Annotated in this window: 15 protein-coding genes; 13 read left to right on the top strand and 2 right to left on the bottom strand. The window is 62.5% G+C overall.

All coding sequences use genetic code 11. The features are described from left to right. Positions 1–32: 32 nt before the first annotated feature. From ACZ46K_RS27925 to ACZ46K_RS27865, 13 genes are all read left to right on the top strand, one after another. The gene (locus ACZ46K_RS27925) at positions 33–1,256 is read left to right on the top strand and encodes a cytochrome P450 (protein WP_054804840.1); all 1,224 of its coding nucleotides are present in this window, start codon (positions 33–35) and stop codon (positions 1,254–1,256) included. A 225-nt stretch (positions 1,257–1,481) separates the two neighbouring features. Next, positions 1,482–2,672 (top strand): amidohydrolase family protein, encoded by a 1,191-nt coding sequence (locus tag ACZ46K_RS27920; protein WP_464745963.1) that lies wholly within the window; start codon positions 1,482–1,484, stop codon positions 2,670–2,672. A 40-nt stretch (positions 2,673–2,712) separates the two neighbouring features. Next, a complete protein-coding gene (locus tag ACZ46K_RS27915) occupies positions 2,713–2,949 on the top strand; it encodes a hypothetical protein (protein ID WP_054804832.1) in 237 nt (78 codons plus the stop codon). A gap of 47 nt (positions 2,950–2,996) precedes the next feature. Then, complete coding sequence (locus ACZ46K_RS27910) at positions 2,997–4,691, top strand: thiolase C-terminal domain-containing protein (RefSeq protein ID WP_464745961.1); 1,695 nt, start codon at positions 2,997–2,999, stop codon at positions 4,689–4,691. 57 nt (positions 4,692–4,748) lie between these two features. Beyond that, on the top strand, positions 4,749–5,978 hold the full coding sequence (locus tag ACZ46K_RS27905) for a CaiB/BaiF CoA transferase family protein (protein ID WP_464745959.1): 1,230 nt from the start codon (positions 4,749–4,751) through the stop codon (positions 5,976–5,978). 327 nt (positions 5,979–6,305) lie between these two features. Beyond that, complete coding sequence (locus ACZ46K_RS27900) at positions 6,306–7,778, top strand: ABC transporter substrate-binding protein (RefSeq protein ID WP_464745957.1); 1,473 nt, start codon at positions 6,306–6,308, stop codon at positions 7,776–7,778. A gap of 112 nt (positions 7,779–7,890) precedes the next feature. Then, on the top strand, positions 7,891–8,772 hold the full coding sequence (locus ACZ46K_RS27895) for a LysR family transcriptional regulator (RefSeq protein WP_464745955.1): 882 nt from the start codon (positions 7,891–7,893) through the stop codon (positions 8,770–8,772). Between the two features lie 203 nt (positions 8,773–8,975). Continuing rightward, the gene (locus ACZ46K_RS27890) at positions 8,976–10,010 is read left to right on the top strand and encodes an ABC transporter ATP-binding protein (RefSeq protein ID WP_464745953.1); all 1,035 of its coding nucleotides are present in this window, start codon (positions 8,976–8,978) and stop codon (positions 10,008–10,010) included. Then, positions 10,007–10,834 (top strand): ABC transporter ATP-binding protein, encoded by an 828-nt coding sequence (locus ACZ46K_RS27885; protein WP_054804829.1) that lies wholly within the window; start codon positions 10,007–10,009, stop codon positions 10,832–10,834. The genes ACZ46K_RS27890 and ACZ46K_RS27885 overlap by 4 nt, the downstream gene beginning before the upstream one ends. Further along, the gene (locus ACZ46K_RS27880) at positions 10,831–11,775 is read left to right on the top strand and encodes an ABC transporter permease (protein ID WP_464745951.1); all 945 of its coding nucleotides are present in this window, start codon (positions 10,831–10,833) and stop codon (positions 11,773–11,775) included. Before ACZ46K_RS27885 ends, ACZ46K_RS27880 begins: the two co-directional genes overlap by 4 nt. A 31-nt stretch (positions 11,776–11,806) precedes the next feature. Continuing rightward, the gene (locus ACZ46K_RS27875; protein ID WP_464745949.1) at positions 11,807–12,736 is read left to right on the top strand and encodes an ABC transporter permease; all 930 of its coding nucleotides are present in this window, start codon (positions 11,807–11,809) and stop codon (positions 12,734–12,736) included. Between the two features lie 34 nt (positions 12,737–12,770). After that, positions 12,771–13,532, top strand: coding sequence for a GntR family transcriptional regulator (locus ACZ46K_RS27870; RefSeq protein WP_054804826.1), 762 nt, complete (start codon positions 12,771–12,773; stop codon positions 13,530–13,532). A 127-nt stretch (positions 13,533–13,659) separates the two neighbouring features. Then, on the top strand, positions 13,660–13,845 hold the full coding sequence (locus tag ACZ46K_RS27865; protein ID WP_054804825.1) for an SDR family NAD(P)-dependent oxidoreductase: 186 nt from the start codon (positions 13,660–13,662) through the stop codon (positions 13,843–13,845). Between the two features lie 498 nt (positions 13,846–14,343). On the opposite strand, the gene ACZ46K_RS27860 is transcribed toward ACZ46K_RS27865, so the two are convergent. Beyond that, positions 14,344–15,105 carry an SDR family oxidoreductase gene (locus ACZ46K_RS27860; RefSeq protein ID WP_054804824.1) on the bottom strand — a complete coding sequence of 254 codons (762 nt, stop codon included), beginning with the start codon at positions 15,103–15,105 and terminating at the stop codon, positions 14,344–14,346. Positions 15,106–15,415: 310 nt separating this feature from the next. Further along, the gene (locus tag ACZ46K_RS27855) at positions 15,416–17,179 is read right to left on the bottom strand and encodes an acyclic terpene utilization AtuA family protein (RefSeq protein WP_464745947.1); all 1,764 of its coding nucleotides are present in this window, start codon (positions 17,177–17,179) and stop codon (positions 15,416–15,418) included. Positions 17,180–17,257: the final 78 nt, after the last annotated feature.

The raw sequence follows: 17,257 nt of genomic DNA, 5'->3' as shown, positions 1-17,257 counted from the left end.
CAATCCCGAGTACCCCGACGCCAGGAGGCATCGTGACTCAGATCGAACCGGTCCGCAGTGGGCCCGCTCCGGGTACCTGCCCGGTGCACAACTTCAACTACACCGAGACCAAGCCTGCAGGGACGTGGCACGCCCGGTATGACGACCTGAGTTCCGAGTCTCCGGTGTACTGGAACCAATTCGGTCCCGGATTCTGGACGGTGGTGAGTCACGAGGGCATCCTCGAGGTTCTGCAGAATCCCGAGACGTTCTCCAACAGCGTGGTCACCGCGCTCGATCCCGACCCGCAGTACAAGTGGATCCCGGAGATGCTCGACGGCGCGGAACACCTGCAGTGGCGTCAGCAACTCGGGCCGCTGTTCTCGCCGAAAACTGTCGAACGGCTCGAGGAGAAAGTCCGGCAGCGCGCGATCGATCTGATCGACGAGATCGTCGCGCAGGGCACCGGGGAGTGCGATCTGATGGCTCAGTTCGCGCAGCGTTATCCCACGACGATCTTTCTCGAGCTCATGGGGATGCCGGTCGAGGAACTCGATCAGTTCATGGAGTGGGAACATGCGATCCTGCACACACCAGCCGGAGATCTCGAGACCACACAGCAGGTCAAGATCGGGGCTATGCAGGCCGTGATGGGACGCTTCGCCGAGATCATCGCTGAGCGGCGTGTCGATCCGCGCGACGATATCGTGAGCAAGGCCCTCGCCTTCGAGGTGGACGGCGAACCGGTATCGGATGCGGATCTGCTGTCGTTCTGCCTGCTGATGTTCATGGCGGGCCTGGACACGGTCGCGGTTACGCTCGGTTGGATCTTCCAGCATCTTGCGACTCACACGGAGGACCGTCAGCGTATCGTCGACGATCCGGAGGTCATCCCGACCGCAATCGAAGAGCTCCTTCGGGCCTACGCGATCGTCATCCCGGCGCGCAAGGTCATGAAGGACACGGAGATTCAGGGATGTCCGATGAAGGCCGGCGATATGGTCAACATCCCACTGGCGACTGCGACAAGGGACGAGGCCGCATTCGAGAATGCGAAGACGGTCGACATAGCGCGCACCCCGAACAATCACATCGCGTTCGGAGCAGGCCCACACCGGTGCCTCGGTTCGCACCTTGCCCGACGCGAACTGAAGATCGCGCTCGAAGAGTGGCACAAGCGAATCCCGGAGTATCGGCTGTCTCCGGATGTGGAGTTGATCGAGACCGGCGGTCAGCTCGGTCTGACTTCGCTGCCCCTCGAATGGGACCGGAACTGACGGAGATCGGACACTCATGACGTCGACGGCGGCCCGAGCCTTTCGCGGGCCGCCGTCGACGTCTTCGGGCTCCTCATAGTGGTCTTGAATGGCACGTGACAGTCGTCATAGTTGGTGTTAATATCTCCCATTGGAGCAAGTTATTGAACTTAGTGATCTGAGATGCCTTTCCTTTCCATAAGAACTGAACAACGCCTTCCCAGCCCCTCGTCACAGGAGGAAGCCATGCCGCTCCAAGACCACATGCATCTGATTTCTACCGACGACCATCTGATCGAACACCCGAAGCTCTGGTCGGATCGTTTGCCCAAGAAGTTTCTCGAGGCCGGCCCGAAGATCATCGAGAAGGAACTGCCGAAGTCGATCCACGTCGGCGACGGCGGCAAAGCTCTCGAAGCAGGCACGAAGATCGCCGAGGTGTGGGAGTACGAGGGCCGCATCTATCCGTACATCGGCCTGAACGCAGTGGCGGGTAAGAAGCCCGAGGAGTTCGGTGCAGAGCCGACGCGCTACGAGGAGATGATCCCCGGCTGCTATGAGCCGAAGGCGCGTGTCCAGGACATGGATATCGACGGCGTGCAGGCTACCCTGTCGTTTCCGTCGTTTCCGCGGTTCGCCGGCACCGTCTTCCTCGAGGCCGATGACAAAGAACTCGCGTTGCTGAGCGTCCAGGCATGGAACGACTACGTCCTCGACGAGTGGTGTGCGTACGCACCGGATCGACTGATTCCGTTGACGATCCTGCCGCTGTGGTCGGTCGAGGAGTCGGTGAAGGAAATCTACCGCACCGCCGCGAAGGGATCGAGGGCGATCTCATTCGTCGAAAACCCGGTTCCGTTGGGATTGCCGTCGTTCCACACCAACCACTGGGACCCGGTATTCGCCGCCGCGGTGGACACCGGCCAGCCTCTGTGCGTGCATTTCGGTACCTCCGGTAAGGCCCCGATCACCGCACCGGAGGCGCCGATGGCCGTGATGACGGCTCTGTTCGGCTGCAATTCCATGTACGCCACGGCCGACCTGCTGTTCTCCCCGGTGTTCCACAACCACCCGAACCTGAAGTTCCTGCTGTCCGAGGGCGGCATCGGATGGGTTCCGTACATGCTCGAGCGCATGGACGGCGTCTGGGCGAAGCACCGTTTCTATCAGAACATCAATCAGACGGTGAAGCCGTCGGAGCTGTTTGCCAAGCACCTGTTCGGTTGCTTCATCGAAGACCAGTTCGGTCTCGACAATCGGCACGCGGTGGGCATCGGAAACATCACGTGGGAGGGCGATTACCCGCACTCCGACTCGAACTGGCCCAACAGCCGCAAGATTGTGCACGACCAGATGCTCAGTGTTCCGGACGAGGAAGTGCACCAGATCGTCGAGCTCAATGCTCGTGCTCTGCTCAACTTCCCCCGCACCAGCTGACACCCGCGGATCTGCGGCGAATTGCAGAAGGATTGCTCTCATGGAAGAACCCATCGAACAGCTTCCCTACGCAGACTGGGTCGACCAGGATCTGCTCACTCGTGAGCTGGCCGGCGCTCTCCTCGACGAGGAGATCGCCGCCGAACGCGAACGGCTTTCGCGGCTGGATCGCGGTGAATCCGGTGACGACATCGTCATGAGCCGTGCCGACATGGAGCGTCGGCTCGCCGCGATGCTGGCCGTCCGCGGCCGACACCAGGATTCTGTCGAGAAATAGCCGGGCATAGCACTGTTTCACGCGATCGGTCCCGTCGCTCCTGACGGGTGTGGCGGGACCGAACATCAATTGGAGGAACGTTGACCGAGATTGTCGACACTGGCAGACCCGTGCCTCAGCCGACACTGGCGAGTGCCGCGTTCTGGGCGTCGGGCGCCGACGGGACACTTCGGATCGCACAATGCCGCACATGCTCGAAGCGAATGCACGAGCAGTCGGTGCTGTGTCCGCAGTGCCGTGGGCGCGACATCGGATTCGAACCGGTGTCGGGTCGCGGCGTGGTCGCGGGTGTCACGATCAATGCTCAGCAGTGGCTCCCGCATTTTCCGCCGCCGTATGTCGTGGCGATCGTCGCACTCGAGGAAGATCCCAGCGTACGTCTGACCACCAACATCGTCGGGTGCGAGCCGGCCGATGTGCAGGTCGGCTCGAAGGTCCGTGTCGTGTTCGAACAGGTCGCCGATGACGTGTGGCTCCCCCTGTTCGAGCCGGACCCGGACGCTGAGGGTGAGTTCGGGTCGCTGCCCGAGCCGGAGGACTACCGTGCTCGGTTGCGTCCGCCTGTTTCTTCCGACAAGTTCGAGGACCGAGTTGCGATCACCGGCGTAGGACAGTCGAAAATCGGACGTCGGCTCATGGTCGATCCTCTCTCGTTGACGGTCGACGCCTGCCTGGCTGCGGTCGAGGACGCCGGACTGACACTCGACGATATCGACGGACTATCCACCTACCCCGGTGGTCGTGAGGGTGGTATGTCCGAGGGCGGCATCATGCCGGTCGAACAGGCGCTGCAGATCCATCCGACGTGGGTCAACGGGGGCGGCGACCTGCCCGGACAGAACGGGTCGATCATCGCCGCGATGCTCGCGGTCGCGTCCGGACTGTGCCGGCACGTGTTGTGTTTCCGCACGGTGTGGGAATCCAGCCATTCTGAACTGATGAGGTCCGGCAAGTGGGCGTCCGGCACGGGGCGGGCAGCCGGAATGCTGGAATTTCGACATCCATTCGGAGCGATGTCGGCGGCCAACTGGATCGCGTGCCAGGCGTCGCACTATTTCCATCGCTACGGCGATGCGAAGGATGCTCTCGGAGCGATCGCGGTCAACACGCGCTCGAATGCGTCGGAGAACCCGGAAGCTGTCTACCGCGACCTGATCAGCATGGACGACTATCTCTCGGCCAGAATGGTTTCCACACCGTTCGGTCTCTACGACTGTGATGTACCCGTCGATGGTGCGGTCGCGGTGATCGTCTCCGCTGTCGATACCGTGAAAGACCTGCCGGGCAATCCGGTGTTCGTCGAAGCTGTCGGAACCCAGATCATGGAGCACCTGTCCTGGGATCAGGGCACGCTCACCCACCTGCCCCAGTCGCTCGGTCCGGCTGCGCACCTGTGGAGCCGTACGGACCTGCGGCCCGATGATGTCGATGTGGCGCTGCTGTACGACGGGTTCACCTTCAACGCCCTGTCCTGGCTGGAAAGCCTGGGCTTCTGCGAGTTCGGTGGTGCCCGCGATTTTATCGATGGTGGCCGCGGTATCGCGGTTGACGGGCGGCTTCCCGTGAATCCGCACGGCGGACAGTTGTCGGCCGGACGCACGCACGGGTACGGCTTCTTTCGGGAGGCCGTGTTGCAGCTCCGCGGGCAGGCGCCTGGACATCAGGTTGCCGATCCGCGTGTTGCGGTGGTCAGTGCCGGTGGTGGTGTGCCCTCCGGCGCGATCCTACTGCGTGCCGACTGACCGTACGAGCGAACCAGTCTTTCATCTTCTTCCCCTATCCAGTTTCAGGAGTTCGTAATGCATCGTCCCTTGGAAGGCATCCGCATTCTCGAGGTCGCACAGTTCACTTACGTCCCCGCGGCCGGTGCTGTGCTCGCGGACTGGGGCGCCGACATCATCAAGGTGGAGCACGCCGAAACCGGTGATGCCCAGCGTGGTTTGGTTCGGGTGCTCGGTCTCGATGCGAGCAAGAGTGGCTCGTCGTTTGCGCCGATCATGGAGGGCCCGAATCGGAGCAAGCGCAGTATCGGGATCGATCTTGCGAACCCCGAGGCGCGTCCCGTGCTCGAGGAGCTGATCCGTCGCAGTGATGTGTTCCTGACCAATTATCTGCCCAGTCCTCGTGCGAAGCTCGGGATCACCCTCGACGACGTCCGTGCGATCAACCCGGACATCATCTACGTGACGGGCAGCGGTTTCGGTAGCCAGGGACCGGATTCCGACAAGGGTGCATACGACGCGACCGGGTTCTGGGCTCGTGGAGGAAGCGCCGAGGGTGTGATGGGGCCGGATGCGGACCGGATGGCGTTCATGCCTGCCGGCGCGTACGGCGACAACATCGGAGGCATGACCATCGCCGGCGGTATCGCCGCAGCAATCGCGGGACGCGAACGCACAGGCGAGCCGTCGGTGGTGGACGTGTCGTTGCTCGGTGTGGGTGCGTGGGTCACTCAGTTTACGGTGAACCTCGCGTTGTTCACCGGGCAAGCGCCGGTGCGGGACAACAAGGCCACTGCGGCGCCGGGTAATCCGTTGACGGGATCATACCGGACGTCGGACGGTCGGTGGTTGCAGTTCTCGATGCTTCAGCCCACCCGCTTCTGGAATGAATTCGTGACCTTGATCGGTCTCGAGGAGTTGGTCGACGATCCGCGATTCGCGACGATGGAAGCGATCTTCGAACACAACGGGCAGATCTTCGAAATGTTCGCGGAGGCGATTGCCAAGCGTCCATATACCGAGTGGATCGAGACCCTCGGGTCGCTCAGTGGTCCGTGGGCGCCGGTGCAGAACGGCTTGGAGATCGGCCATGACGAGGCGTTGATTGCGAACGGTCGGATTGTCGATGTGGTTGATGCGGACGGTGAGGCACAGAAGTTGGTGGCGAATCCGGTGAAGTTCGACGATGCTCCGGTACAGATGACGCGTGCTCCGCAGTTTGCCGAGCACACCGACGATATTCTGCGTGAACTCGGTGTGGATGACGAAAAGCTCATCGAGTTGAAGATCGCCGGGGCCGTCACATAGCCGCTACGCCAACAGATATCGACTGCTTGGCCGAACGTAGGGCGGATCATCCGCAAGGGGATCTGCCCCTACCTCATGAAGCGCGAAGTGGGCGTGGCCTCTGTCATAGTGAGTGTTAAGATCCCCTATCAAACTGAGTAATCTAAGTGGTTGAATAACATTTTGTTGCGGTCCGCGTCGATCAACGTCCCCGTTCGAGAATGAGAGATTCCCGTGAAATCCCGACCAGTTCTGAGAACCGGAATTGTCGCTGTGGCGCTGTGTCTGTCCATGACCGCGTGCGGTGGCGGAAGTGCCACCGGCCCGTCTTCGGGCTCGAATTCCGCTGTGTCCGCTGCAGATGCCGACCCGGACGGCCACCTGCGCGTGGGCTTTACCGTACCGACTCCGGCACTCAATCCGCACAAAGTGACATCTCCAGCGGCGGCGTTCGCCTATCTGACTCCGGTTTACGACCGATTGACCCAGATGAAATCGGTGGATGGCAAGCTCGAGCTTGCACCGATGGTCGCGACTGACTGGGAGTTCTCCGCGGACGGGCGTGAAGTCGTCTTCACGCTCCGGGAAGGGGTCACGTTCTCCGATGGGGCGACGCTCGACGCAGCGGCGGTCAAAGCGACGCTCGACCACGCGAAGGATGCCCCTGGATCGACTGTCTCGTCATATTTTTCGATGATCGAATCGGTGGATGTCGTCGATCCGACACATGTCAGAGTGGTCACGAACCGTCCAGCTGCGGACCTGCCATATGTGTTGGCGGGCGTCGAGGCGTCGCTGATCAGTCCGCAGGCGTTGGACAACCAGGATCTGGACGTCAATCCGGTCGGGTCGGGACCGTATGTCGCGACGTCGATCAGGGTGGGTGACTCGGCGACGTACGAACGGCGCGAGGGGTATTGGGACTCGGACGCGCAGCTTTCGAAGACGATCACGATTCAAGGAATGACCGATGACAATGCGCGACTGAATGCGTTGCGGTCGGGCCAGATCGATCTCATGCTTACCAAGGTCGGCCAGTACGACCAGGCGTCGAACCTCGGGAGCGGCTTCGGATACTTCGCGTACCCGATCTCGCAGGTCTACACATTGAACGTCAACAACACTCGTCCGAATCTCGATCAGCAGGCAGTGCGGCAGGCATTGAACTTTGCGGTGGACCGCGAGGGCATCAACACTTCGCTCCTCGACGGCCAGTGCGCGCCGAATGCCCAGCCTCTGACTCCGCCGATGAACGGATTCCTCACGGATCCACCCATCGAGTACACCTACGATCCGGAAAAAGCGCGCACGCTGCTTGCCGATGCCGGGGTCGATAATCTGGTGGTCGAGGCCGTCGTGGGAGCGGGGCTGTCGCCACAGATCGAGATCGGTGAGGCCCTCAAGGCGCAGCTCGCCGACGTCGGTGTAACCCTTCAGGTGAGGCCGATGGAGATGGTCGAGGCCGTGGGAACATACCAGCGCGGCAATGCGGATGCCCAGATCCAGGTGCGTGTGCAGGACCCGAGTTCCTCCCAGGCTCTGGTGCGCAACTACGCCAATCCGGCTCTGTTCCCGGGCGAAACTCCTCCTGCATTCATCGATGCCATCGCGCCGGCATACGATCCTGCGACGTCCGAGAACGATGTGACCGGGGCAGTGGAGTCCGCGTCCGCCATCGTCACCGAAGAGGCCCTCGATGTGTTCATCTGCGGCGTCGCGACGCAGTACGCCTTCTCCGACAAGGTGATAGGTGTGGACTCGATGGGCGTCTCCCATTACATCGGCGTCATGGATCTGCGCTACGTGGGTGTCGCGAAGTAGGAGTAGGTCGATACGGCCGGGCGGGAGGACCCTGCACAGGGTGGTGAGGTCCCCCGGGTGCTGGCCTCGGTAAGCTGGTAGAGCCAGGAACGCGGCAGGCAGAGGAGGTGACATGGAGCTGCAGCAGCTGCGGTGCTTCGTTGCCGTCGCGGATCATGGGTCTTTCACGCGGGCGGCGCAGGCTCTGACATTGTCGCAGCCGACACTCTCCCAGTCGGTGAGCAAACTCGAAACCGAGTTCGGAACCGAACTCTTTCAGCGCACCTCCCGCGGTGCCGCGCTCACCTCTGCCGGCGAGATCCTGTTGGAGTCGGTCCGCAAGGTGCTCGAATCGGTCGACCACACGCAGGCTGCTGTCGATGCGATTCACGGCCTGACGACCGGAACCCTGACGGTGGTGACGTTCAAGGCGTTCACGACGCAGGCGGCGGCCGCGATGTCGGTGTTCGCCGACAGGTTCCCTACGGTGACATTGCGGGTACTGTCTCCGCAGAACGATGACGGCGTCTTCCATGCGGTGGGTTCAGGTGAGGCCGACATCGGATTCGCGCGCGACATCGAACTTCTCGGCTCCGGACTGAAAATTCATCGGATCGCCATCGAAGAGAGTGTCGCGCTGGTGCCCAAGGGCAGCGTCCTCGGCGCGACTACGGAGCCGGTGACCATCGCGGAGCTCACGCGGTTGGGGATGATTGTCGGTCCGAATGGAAGCCTCGTACGTACGGCAGTCGAAAAGCTCTTCGCCGAAAAGGGTTTGATGTTCGATGTCGCGGCGGAGTGCGAGCACCACGAGACGAGTATCCAGCTTGTGCGGGGTGGGGTCGGTGCCTACCTCAGCACCCGTGGTGGTCTACCGCCCAACATCGACGACATGGTCACAGTGCGGCGCCTCGAACCGCACCGTGAATGGCCGATGGGGATCGTCCATCGCATCGAGAACCTGACTCCCGCCGCTGCGGCATTTACTTCGGTTGCGCTCGAGTACTTTTCGTAGAAGCACTGGCGATCACCGAAATCTGTAGGGTCAACTACCCAAGGTGGGTGGATCCTCGTCAGTGCTAGTAGACAAAGTCGTCATATCTATAGAAGTACCATCCATTTCGGGTTATGCTGTGACGCAGCTCATCGAAATGCTGCGCCCATGTGGAACCGGCGCAGCAGTTCCCCTCTCGAGCGAAACTTCAGGAGTGCACCGTCATGGTCACAGATGTCTCAACATCACCCCCACCGCCGAAAGTGCAGGACGATGTCCTGCAGATCGACCGATTGTCTGTCGAGTTTCATACGGACCGTGGCTGGACCAGGGTCGTCGACAATGTCTCGTTGAATGTTCCGATCGGCACGACGGTCGGCCTGGTGGGGGAGTCCGGATCGGGTAAGACCGTCACCTCGCTCGCGGCGATGGGACTGCTGCCGCCACGCGGAGCGCGGGTGACAGGTTCGGTCCGAGTCGCCGGACACGAGATGGTGGGACTACCCGAACGGGCGCTGTCCGATATCCGCGGCGCGGATGTGTCGATGGTTTTCCAGGAACCCCGCCGCAGCCTGTCCCCGGCCTTCACCGTGGGGGATCAGATCGCCGAAGTCGTCCGCCGACACGAAGGACTCTCCAAGAAGGCATCTTTCGCTCGCGCGATCGAAATGCTCGACATCGTCGGGATCGACGACGCAGCGCGCCGCGCCCGCGCCTACCCGCACGAATTCTCCGGCGGCATGTGCCAGCGGGTGATGCTGGCGATCGCCATGGTGTGCAAACCGAAGCTGCTCATCGCCGACGAGCCGACCACCGCGCTCGACGTGACGGTCCAGAAGGAAATGCTGCGGCTGATGAAGGAGCTGCAGCACGAATTCGACGTCTCGATCCTGTTCATCACCCATGACCTTGGTGTGGTCGCCGAAATGTGCGATCGCGTGAACGTGATGTACGCAGGCCAGGTGGTCGAATCCACGACCCTCGAGGACTTGTTCGACGACCCGCGCCACCCGTACACCGAAGGCCTGCTCGCCGCGATACCCGATCCCCGCGCGAAAGGCGCACGGCTGTCCGCCATTCCCGGTGCTGTTCCGGCACCGTGGGATTGGCCGACCACATGCCGATTCCAGGATCGGTGCAGCCACGCCGAACCGGGACGCTGCGACGCGATGCCGATCCCGCTACGCGAGGCTACCGGTGGGCGAGCGGTGCGCTGTGTGCGTGACGGTGAACTGACCTTGAAGGGACTAGGCGGATGAGCCCGCTGCTCGAAGTGACCGGACTACGGAAATCGTTTCCCGCCGCACGCAACCTGTTCGGCCGCGTGACCGAGCGGACGGTGGTGTCCGACGACGTGAACTTCACCGTCGGACGCGGCGAAACCCTCGGTATTGTGGGCGAATCCGGTGCCGGAAAATCCACGATCGGCCGACAGGTCCTGCGACTGATCGAACCCGATGCGGGCACGATCACCTTCGATGGCGACGACGTCCGGACGATGAAGGGCAAAGATCTGCTCTCGTTCCGGCGACGCGCCCAGATGATCTTCCAGGACCCGTTCAGCTCGCTCGATCCGCACATGACGATCCGCAACACGGTCGGTGAACCACTCACGATCCACTTCGGGATCAAAGGAGCCGAACGCGACACACACGTCGTGGAGATGCTCGAACGGGTCGGGATGCGCGCCGACCAACTCGACAAATATCCCCGCGAGTTCTCCGGCGGCCAGTTGCAGCGCATCGCGATCGCCCGAGCACTCACCCTCGATCCCGACTTCATCGTGTGCGACGAACCCGTGGCCGCGCTGGATGTCTCGATCCAAGCCCAAGTCCTCAATCTGCTGCTCGACCTCCAGTCCGAGCGCGGCCTGTCCTACATCTTCATCTCCCACGATCTGTCGTTGGTGCGGTTCCTTGCCCATCGGGTGGTGGTGATGTACCGCGGTCAGGTCGTCGAGACCGGCACGGCCGAAGAACTGTTCGAAAACCCGCAGCACCCGTATACCAAGACATTGGTCTCGGCAGTGCCCGACCCCCGGGCCCGGCGACGTTCCGCCGCTGCCACCGCGCTGGAGGCATGATGCTCACCTTGCTCGCCAAACGATTGCTGTCGGCGATCCCGCTGCTGCTGTTCCTGAGCTTCTTCGTGTATCTGCTCGTCGACCTCATGCCCGGCGATGCTGCGGCAAACCTGGCTGGTGACAACGCATCCCCCGCCGACATCGCGGCACTTCGTGAGCAGCTCGGGCTGGATCGGCCGCTGCTCGTCCGGTACATCGAGTGGCTCGGCAGCATCTTCACCGGTGATTTCGGTACCTCGCTGTACAGCTCGCAATCGGTCACCCAAATTCTGACCGAGCGCATGCCGATCACGCTGTCGCTGGCGTTGGTGACGATGGTGATCGTCATTCTCGTCGGACTGCCGCTGGGCATCATCGCCGCGATGCGTGCCAACTCCCTGCTCGACCGCGCCTTGACCGCGTTCTCGTCGATCGCGATGGCGGTGCCGCCTTTCATCATCGGCCTGGTGCTGGTCATCGCTCTGGCGATCTCGTCGCCGATCTTCCCGGCGACGGGCTATTCACCGCTCGGTGATGGGTTCGTCCCGTGGTTCCAGCATCTGATCCTTCCGGCGATCGCGATCGCCGCGATCTCGATCGCGGAGGTCGCGCGCCAGACCCGCGCGGCGATGGTCGACACACTAGGTAAGGATTTCATTCGCACGACTCGCGCGAAAGGTTTGCGGGGTAAGCAGATCGTCGGCAAACATGCGCTCAAGGTCGCGGGTGTCCCGATCGTGACCGTGCTCGGTCTGCAGGTCAGCCGGGTGCTCGCAGGTGCGGTCACCGTCGAATTCGTGTTCGCTCTACCAGGTTTGGGCACACTTGCGGTCAATTCGGTGTTCAGCCGTGATATTCCGGTGATCCTCGGCATCGTCATGATCATGGCAGTGGCGATCGTGATCATCAACCTGATCGTCGACATGGCGTACGGCTACTTCAACCCCCGGGTCCGGGCCTGATCCCGGTTCGGACCATGCGAAAGGCAAGACGATGAGCCACCCCACCACTGTCCTCGAATCGGAGAAGCCCGCTATCGGGTCAACTTCGAATACGCCCGGCAACCGTGTTGTTCACCTGTTACGCACTTCCCGTCCGTTGCGGCTGCTCGTGCGCAACGTCCCCGCGATGATTGCGTTCGCGTTCATCGTGCTGGTGTTGTTCCTGGCACTGTTCGGTAACGCCCTCAGTCCACAGGACCCCAACGTGCAGAACCTGGGCAACAGCCTCGTCGGGCCGAGTGGCGAGAACTGGCTCGGGACCGACGTCTACGGGCGCGACGTGTTCAGCCGGTTGCTCGCGTCGGCCAATGTGACCCTGCTCGCGGTGGTGCAGGCGGTCGGGGTGGCAGCGGTGATCGGTATTCCGACCGGGTTGTTCGCCGGCCTGATCGGTGGTTGGCTCGGTGGTGTGATCAGCCGGATCTCCGATGCTCTGCAGTCGTTGCCTCCGCTGATTCTCGCCGTGGCGATCATCGGCATCTTCGGGCCGGGCCTGACCAACGCGATGGTCGCGATCGGGTTCGTCATGGCGCCGTCGCTGTATCGTCTTGCCCGGGGTGCGGCCGAGTCGGTGGCGACCGAAACCTACATCGAGGCGGCCCGGGCGTTGGGGTGCGGGAAGGGGCGTTTGATGTGGAGTCATGTGCTTCCCAACGCGGCGTCGCCGCTGCTTGTGCAGCTCTCGTTCTCCGCCGGTGTGGCGATCGTCGCCGAGGCGAGTTTGAGCTTTCTCGGTCTGGGTGTGCAGGCACCGCAGACGTCGTGGGGTTCGATGGTGCGTGAGGCGTTCGACAATGTGTACACGGCCCCTAGTTTGATCGTGGCGCCCGCAGTAATGATTGTGGCTACGGTGCTGGCATTTTCGACTTTCGGTGACGGATTGCGTGATGCACTCGAGGGTTCCGGCAAGGTCAAGAACTGACGCGGTCGTCGGAGCAATTCGGGGGTGATGGGTGATGCTCGAAAGTATCCGTCCGATCCAGACTCCGAAGGCCGCGGAGCTCGTGGCGCGACACGTGCGTCGATACATCATCGACGCCCGGGTCGAAGCGGGGACACGACTGCCGTCCGAAGCCGAACTGTGTGCGCGATATGCGGTCAGTCGCACCACGATCCGCGAAGCGGTGCGCATCCTGGAGTCCGAGGGCCTGGTCGGAGCGAATCGTGCCGTGCAGCACGGGCACTACATCTGCGCACCCGGACCGGAGATCGTCGCGAGGCCGGCATCGTTCCTACTGGCCGTCGGCAAGGTTCCACTGTCGGACGTGATCACCGCGTGCCGGGCGCTCGAGGATGATGCGGTCAGGCGCGCAGCCTCTGAACAGGGTGGCGCCGGGATCCCCGCTCTGCGGGTGGTCGTCGAATGTGATCTGCCGGCTGCGTTTCGATCTCGTTCTCTTGCGCGGGGCGCGTTGGGATTCCACCGTGCACTGGTCCGGGCATCGGGTGTCGCAACTCTTGCGCTCGTAGCGGAAACCCTGCACTCGATTCTGGAGTCGCATACGGCGGCTGTGTGTGACGCGAAGATGATCGACGATCCGGACGGGTTCGAATATGGTTATGAGCGTCTTCGGCGGTCATATGGGCGGATGCTCGAGGTCATGATGGCCGGTGATCCAGATGATGTTGCTGGGCACTGGGATGTGCATTGGACTGCGCTCGAAAGGATCCTGCTCGCAAAGCACCGCGAAGTGACCGTCGCTGAGGTCGTTCAGTAGTCCGACCGAGAACTACTCGAATTCGGCCCTTCCTCTGAGCCTCCTTTCTGGTGTCCGTGTTCGATTCAGTAAATTGTTCGACTACACAAACGAGGAGCAGGAATGAGATCGACTCGGTCAGGTTGCAGTGATCACCGGCGCAGCTAACGGTATCGGCTTCGGACTCGCGACCTTCCTTGCTCCCCGTGAAATTTCAGTAGTCCTGTCCGACATACAGTTCGACGCCGTCGAGTCCGCAGCGACAACACTGAAGGCAGACGGTCGCACCGTCACAGCCGTGCGACCCAGAATCAGTTCAGGAGCTTGCCGATAGCCCCTGGGACGGTTCGGGCGTGTCGACCTGGTGTGCAACAACGTGGTCGGCCTCGCCGAAAGCCTCAACATCGAACTGCGAGGTGTGTCCCCCGAAGTGGGCTTCAGCGCGCGCTGGGTCCCGGGCTGGTCGAGACCACACTCGACACGTCCTCCAACTCGACTCGCCCGGACAGGGCCGAGGCACTGATTCGGCGAAGTCCGCGAAGGATGACGCCACCAACACACGGAACCGTTCTGACGTCCGACGACGTCGCTGCAATCGCGCTCCACGGAACCGAGGCGGGCCTGGTCCATATCCTCAACCACCCCGACAGTCCGCGCCCCGTTCGTGCGCGTATCGAATCGGCGCTGACTGATCTTTCCGTATTCTGATTCCGGCTGGGTCCGAGCTCCGGACCTGCGTCGGGTGACGGTATCCCAGGTTTCGCTGTGGGTAGGCCTGATTCGAGCTCGGGTTGGCCGCTGGTGGAGGTGTTGTGCGATTCAGGCCGATCGTCTACCTCAGCATCAGGCTTCCGCCATCCACCGCGAAGACCTGCCCGGTCATGAAGCGAGCGCCGTCACCTGCAAGGAACTCGACCACTGGCACGAGGTCGGTGTCGACGTCACCGAGCCTGCCGCCCAGGGGGATGGAAGTTTGCAATGCATGGTCGTGATCTGCCAACTGGTCGACGGTCATCGATGCCCGGGTCTTGTCGTACATCGGTGTCCAGATCGCCGGGGCGATGGCATTTACCGTGATGCCGAATGGTGCCCATTCGACGGCGGCTGATCGCATCCATGCGAGGACCGCGCCTTTGCTCGCCGCGTACGCAGCTTTACCTGGGTAACCTTTGACGCCCGCAGCGGATGCGAAATTGATGATCCGTCCTCCGTCCTCTTTCAGGTACTGGAACGCGGCCTGGTTCGTCAAGAATGTACCTGTGGCGTTGACGTCCATGGTTCGTTTCCAGATCTCGATGGGCGTCTCCGCCGTAGATGCACCGGGTGCTATCCCTGCGGCGTGAATGACTACATCGATCCCGCCCAGATGTGAGGAGGCCTTGCTGAATGCCTTGTCAACAGAACCCTTTTCGGAGACATCACATCTGATGAAAGTTGCTCCCGACTCACTCGCAATGCGCGCGCCCTCCGATTCGTCGATGTCGAGGGACACGACGCTGGCGCCGACGGCTCCGAACGAACGGACCAGTGCGGAGCCCATCCCGCTGGCACCGCCTGTTACTACTGTACGACGGCCGGCCAGCGACGATTTCATCAGTGGGTTCTTCTTTCGTGGTCGACAAAGTCAGAAGGTTGTTCTGAGAATATCATTCTCAGAGTATCTGATGTCAGGGACGGTACCAACGCCTTCCACTTGGTGAAGCATCCCGACGATGCGTAGAAGGTGCGCATGCAAATGCAAGTGTGGTAGCTGGGAGGGGCTGGGCCGCTGAAGTTCACGCGGTGTGCATCTGGGCTGCGACGGCCGGATGAGCGAGCGGTTTTGCGAGCAAGGACAGCGGTCATCGTGTTGATTTCGGTCTTGGCGACCGGGAAGTTCACATGGCAGACCTTCTGCTTCAGGTTCAGAGCAGGTGTTCGGGCACACTGACGTGCTTGGCGAGGAGATACTCCCCGACGGCCTTACCCACCTGATCCACCCGCATGTTGCTCGAACCGCCCGTGCCGAGCAGACCCCGCAGGATGAAGTGCACGGCATTCAGGTGTGGGAACTCGTGCCGAACGATGTCGAGTTCCTTCGTCTCAGGTACGAGCTGTCGGAACTCCTCCGACGTGAGGGTTGAGCGCAACCAATCCCACGCTGCCGGATTCGACACCCACACGCCAATATTGCTGTTTCCGCCTTTGTCGCCGCTACGGGCATGCGCGATGGTGCCCAGCTCGACACGCCGGTCGTCGAGCGAGACTGTGCGGGAAGCGGGTTCGGGATGCGCCGGCTGCTGCGGGGCCTGCGTGGTCGCAGGGGCATCGATGTGAAGTGCGCTGCCGTCGTCCAGTACCGCTCGATGCGAGAGCGCAGTCGCCGGCAACAATGCGGGCCAGTAGTCGACGCGGGCCCACGGCTTGGTCACCCGCTGCGCGCCGCCGTCGAGGAAGTATCCGGGGATGCTGCTGCAGTAGAGGCTGTCGAGTGCTTCCGGGAACTTGGAGCGGCTCAACGGTTCCGGGGTCGACGCCGTGCCCATGACACGCACCGTCACGGTCGCTGCCCACTGACTCGACGGATTGTCGGCTGCGGCCCCGAGCTGGGTGACCTCGAGCCGATCGATACCGTCGTCCAGGAGCTCATCCAGTTGCCGGCGCAGCAAGGCAATCTTCTCCTCCACACGCGGAGCGGTGACGAAGATCGTCTGTACCACCTGATAGCCGACCTTCGCGAAGATCGCGACTTTGGTCGTCGGAGGCGGCGGCGAGCCGAGAACGGGCTGGATCCGAACCCGGTCGGGGCCGGCCTGTTCGACCTCGACCGAATCGAAATGAACCGTCACGTCCGAGTTCAGGTAACGCGGTCCTTGGATCTCGTACACCAACTGGGCGGTGACGGTGTCGACGGTGACCGCACCGCCGGCCCCTGAGTGCTTGGTGATGACGCTGCTGCCGTCCTCGGCGACCTCGGCGATCGGGTAGCCGGCGTGTTCGACGCCGGGGATCTGCGTGAATCCGGAGAAGTTGGCGCCGGTCGCATGCGGCCCGCACTCGATGACATGACCCGCCGTGACCGCACCTGCCAGCCGGCCCCAGTCTTCCCGGCCCCAGCCGTGCCACCACGCCGACGGGCCGGCGACGAGCGACGCGTCAGATACTCGCCCGGTGACGACGATGCTCGCTCCGGCTTCCAGGGCTGCGGCGATACCCCAGCCGCCCAGATATGCGTTCGCGGAGATCGGCTCGAAGCCCCAGTCGGAGAAGGGGCGTCCGGTGTCGAGATGCTCGAGTTCATGGCCGTTGCTGCGCAACTCGTCGAGGGTGTCGAGAAGGTTGTCGCCGTCGACGTGCGCGACACGTAGATCCGTGCCGCACGCAGCGATGTCGGCCCGCAGTGCGTCGGCCAGACCGGCCGGATTGAACCCACCGGCATTGGCGACGACTTTGAGGCCACGCTCGGCGATCATCGCCAGGTGCGGACGCAAGTGCTCGACGAATGTTTCCGCGTAGCCCTTGGACGGGTCGCGCCGGTAGTGCAGGGCCATCGGTGCCAGGGTGATCTCGGCGAGGTAATCGCCGATCAGGACGTCGACCGGGTCGCCCTCCATGACCTCCGCGAGTGCGGTCGGCCGGTCGCCCGAGTAGGCGGAGAAGTTGGCGATGCGGATGGGAGGTCGGCTCATGTCGCGTCCTTACGTTCGTACTTGCAGTTGCTCCTTCCCTGGACGCTACGGAGCGATTACTCGCCGCGACCAGGACCG

The sequence above is a fragment of the Rhodococcus sp. JCM 9793 genome (assembly GCF_055380405.1).
This window is presented reverse-complemented; position numbering and strand designations above follow the sequence as displayed.